The sequence below is a fragment of the Acinetobacter sp. YH12095 genome (assembly GCF_013419245.1).
GTDB classification, from domain to species: Bacteria; Pseudomonadota; Gammaproteobacteria; order Pseudomonadales; family Moraxellaceae; genus Acinetobacter; species Acinetobacter towneri.
In genome coordinates this window covers 1-3,770 of the sequence record NZ_VPAL01000038.1, presented here as the reverse complement: position 1 = coordinate 3,770, position 3,770 = coordinate 1, and the positions used below count along the sequence as shown (strand labels likewise).

The window sequence follows — 3,770 nt, the reverse complement described above, 5'->3', positions numbered from 1 at the left end:
AGTACCAGCGTACGGCCCACAGAATGATGTCACGCTGAAAATGCCGGCCTTTGAATGGGTTCATGTGCAGCTCCATCAGCAAAAGGGGATGATAAGTTTATCACCACCGACTATTTGCAACAGTGCCTTTTATTTTGATGGGCTTTCCTTTAGAATAGCGCCATTCTTCTTGTCGAATGTCAGTACAGTTCCATGATTCAGTTAGATCAGTTAACCATACGCCGCGGTGGACGCATCCTTTTCCAGAAAGCCTCCATGCAATTGCATCCTGGATGGAAAATTGGCCTGACCGGTGTCAATGGAGCCGGCAAGTCGACCCTATTTTCAGCACTATTGGGTGGGATTGAGTCTGACAGTGGTTCCCTGACCCGTCCTGCAGTCTGGACTGTGGCGCATATGGCCCAGGAAATCAAAGCCTTGAATATGAAGGCGATTGATTTTGTCCTGTCTGGCGATGAGGAATACTGGGATATCCAACAAAAGCTGAATCATCCTGAACAGCTGGATGATGCTGAACTGGCACGCCTATATGGCCGCTTTGACGAAATTTCCGGTTATGTGGCACCCTCTAAGGCTTCACAGCTGATGGCAGGTTTGGGCTTTATGGATTATCAATCCGAGCTGGATGTTGCCAGTTTTTCGGGGGGATGGCGTATGCGTCTCAATCTGGCGCGTACTTTGATGAGCCGTTCTGATCTGTTATTACTGGATGAACCGACCAACCATTTAGATTTAGATGCGATTCTTTGGCTAGAAGATTGGCTCAAATCCTATGAAGGCACCTTGGTGCTGATTTCACATGACCGGGATTTCCTGGATGCCATTACCGATCATATTTTACATATCGAAAATCAGGAACTGATACTTTATACCGGTAATTACTCGACTTTTGAGCGTACCCGTAGCGAACGTCTGGCACAGCAGCAACAAGCCTATGAAAAGCAGCTTGAAGTGCGTGCCCATCTACAAAAATTTATTGACCGTTTTAAGGCCAAAGCCACCAAGGCAAAACAGGCCCAGAGCCGAATCAAGCAGCTGGAGCGTATGCAGGAACTCTCTGTTGCGCATGTAGATACGCCGTTTACTTTCAGCTTCCGTGAACCAACCAAAATGAGTTCACCATTACTACAACTGGAAAATGCCGATATCGGTTATGGCGATAAGCTGATTGTGCGTAATGTTACCCTGCAAATTACTCCAAATAGCCGTATTGGTCTGCTGGGGATGAATGGTGCTGGTAAATCGACTCTGATTAAATCTCTCGTCGGTGATTTAGCTTTAATTAAAGGTCTTCGTAAAGACTCAGAATTGTTAAATATTGGCTACTTTGCCCAGCACCAGATGGATGCACTGGATGGTAGCGCCAGCCCGATGTTGCAGCTGGCACGTATCGCTGATCCTAAAATTAGTGAGGCCAGCTTGCGTTCTTTCCTCGGCAGCTTCGGCTTTAGCGGCGAACGCATGGATACACCAAGTGAAAGTTTCTCGGGTGGTGAACGTGCCCGTTTAGCACTTGCATTAATCGTATGGCAGCGTCCAAACGTGCTGATTCTGGATGAACCAACCAACCATCTGGATCTGGATATGCGTCATGCTTTAACGATGGCACTACAAGATTTCGAGGGTGCTGTCGTGCTGGTTTCGCATGAACGTCAGCTGATCGCCAGTGTCTGTGATGAGCTGCTGTTAGTTCATAACGGCAAATGTACTGAATTTGATGGTGATCTGGTGGCTTATGCCGAGTGGTTACGTCAGGCACGTGCAGAATTATTAAAAAATGCGCCTAAAACTGCTGAAGTGGTGAAAACACAGCAAGCTGAAGCGAAATCTGTACCGAGTAAAATGGATAAAGAAACCCAACGCAAGGAGGCTGCTCGCCAACGTGAGCAGACTCGGCCGATTCGCAAAAATATTGAAAAATGTGAAAGCCAGATCGGAAAGTTGCAGCCAAAACTCGCTGCAATTGAAGAAAAGCTGGCAGATACTGGTCTGTATGATGCAGCGCGTAAGGATGAATTGCTTAAGCTCATGAATGAGCAGACTGAACTGAAAGCACAACTGGAAACTGCTGAAGAACAGATGCAAGAACTGATGATGGAATTAGAAGAACTGGAACAGTCTTTCCAGGAAAGTTAATTTTAATATTCATTTAAAGCTTCAAGGATCATTAACTATAGTTACTGATCCTTTTTTTATGGGTTTATATTTTCTCTGCTATTAGTAAATCTTTTCTCTTACCTATTTTCCTACACTTCTCAGCTTGGTTAATCATTTACTCGATTTTTGACATATTTTGTAGTGAATTACGCAAGTACTATATAAGTTTATTTTTTAAACACTCGGCTTCCTTATTTCATACATTAATTTACAGCTCTAGGTCAGGTTATAAGGCTCTAATAAAAAGGCTTTTTAATAATCAGCAGCCTTATTTGAGACTATTTATGTTGAACTAGAGAGGAAATCCGCATGCGTGCTCTTACCTATCATGGTGCTCGGGATGTACGAGTTGAATCTGTTCCAGATCCAGTGATTCAGGAACCAGATGACGTTATTTTAAGGGTGACAGCCACCGCTATCTGTGGCTCAGATCTACATCTATACCGGGGTAAAATCCCGGCCACTGAAGACGGTGATATTTTCGGCCATGAATTTATGGGAGTTGTAGAAGAAGTCGGCCCTGCAGTGACAGAAGTCAAAAAAGGTGACCGGGTGATCATTCCCTTTGTCATTGCATGCGGTCACTGTTTTTTCTGTGAACATGAACTCATGGCTGCCTGTGAAAATACCAATACGGGTCGTGGTGCGATCCTGAATAAAAAACAGATTCCACCAGGAGCGGCCTTGTTTGGCTTTAGCCACCTGTATGGTGGTGTTCCGGGTGGTCAGGCTGAATATGTGCGAATTCCCAAAGGTAATGTCGGACCGTTTAAGGTTCCCGGCTCTTTGCCTGATGAAAAAGTATTATTCCTGACCGATATTCTGCCAACAGCCTGGCAGGCAGTAACCAATGCTCAAGTCACCCGTGGTTCTACAGTGGCAATTTATGGTGCTGGTCCAGTCGGTCTGTTATCTGCAGCTTGTGCACGGATGCTCGGTGCCGAACAGATCTTCATGGTAGACCATCACCCTTATCGCTTGCGATTTGCTCATCAAACCTATGGGGTCATTCCGGTCAACTTTGATGAAGTCGATGCAGCTGAATTTATTATTCAAAATACAGCAGGTTATCGTGGTGTTGATGCAGTTATTGATGCCGTTGGTTTCGAGGCCAAAGGGAGTGTTCTGGAAACCGTAATGACCAACCTGAAATTAGAAGGTTCGAGTGGTTCAGCGCTCAGACAATGTATTGCAGCAGTCCGCCGCGGCGGTGTGGTGAGTGTACCGGGGGTTTATGCCGGTCCAATTCATGGCTTCCTGTTTGGTGATGCCTTTGATAAAGGTTTGACTTTTAAAATGGGGCAAACCCATGTGCATAAATACTTGCCGCAGTTGCTCGAACATATTGAAAATGGAGATCTGTCTCCAGATGTGATTATTACCCATCGCATGAAACTGGAAGATGCTGCGGAAGGTTACCGTATTTTTGATAAAAAGGAAGAAGACCGTCGTAAAGTCATTCTAACGCCGTAAATGTACTAAAAAAATACTCTGTACACGACAAATTTCACAGAACCCTTATCCTATCAGGATTCTGCTTTCTTAAAATTGCCAAAATTTCCTTAAACTCTTCTTTTTTCCCAAAACCAATTAAACGCTGAATCGCCATTTGA

The 3,770-nt window shown here is 44.9% G+C and carries 3 protein-coding genes; all 3 read left to right on the top strand.

Features of this window, described 5'->3' with window-relative positions:
* A partial coding sequence (locus FTU35_RS13590; protein WP_373684773.1) for a hypothetical protein occupies positions 1 to 196 on the top strand: 196 nt, incomplete at its 5' end.
* Complete coding sequence (locus tag FTU35_RS13070; RefSeq protein ID WP_180006202.1) at positions 193 to 2,136, top strand: ATP-binding cassette domain-containing protein; 1,944 nt, start codon at positions 193 to 195, stop codon at positions 2,134 to 2,136. The genes FTU35_RS13590 and FTU35_RS13070, both read left to right, overlap by 4 nt.
* A 330-nt stretch (positions 2,137 to 2,466) precedes the next feature.
* A complete protein-coding gene (locus tag FTU35_RS13065; protein ID WP_180006203.1) occupies positions 2,467 to 3,630 on the top strand; it encodes a zinc-dependent alcohol dehydrogenase in 1,164 nt (387 codons plus the stop codon).
* The last annotated feature ends 140 nt before the right edge of the window (positions 3,631 to 3,770 follow it).

Coding starts and splice junctions, on each gene's coding strand:
- FTU35_RS13070 (WP_180006202.1), top strand. CDS start 193: ATGATTCAGTTAGATCAGTTAACCATACGCCGCGGTGGACGCATCCTT.
- FTU35_RS13065 (WP_180006203.1), top strand. CDS start 2,467: ATGCGTGCTCTTACCTATCATGGTGCTCGGGATGTACGAGTTGAATCT.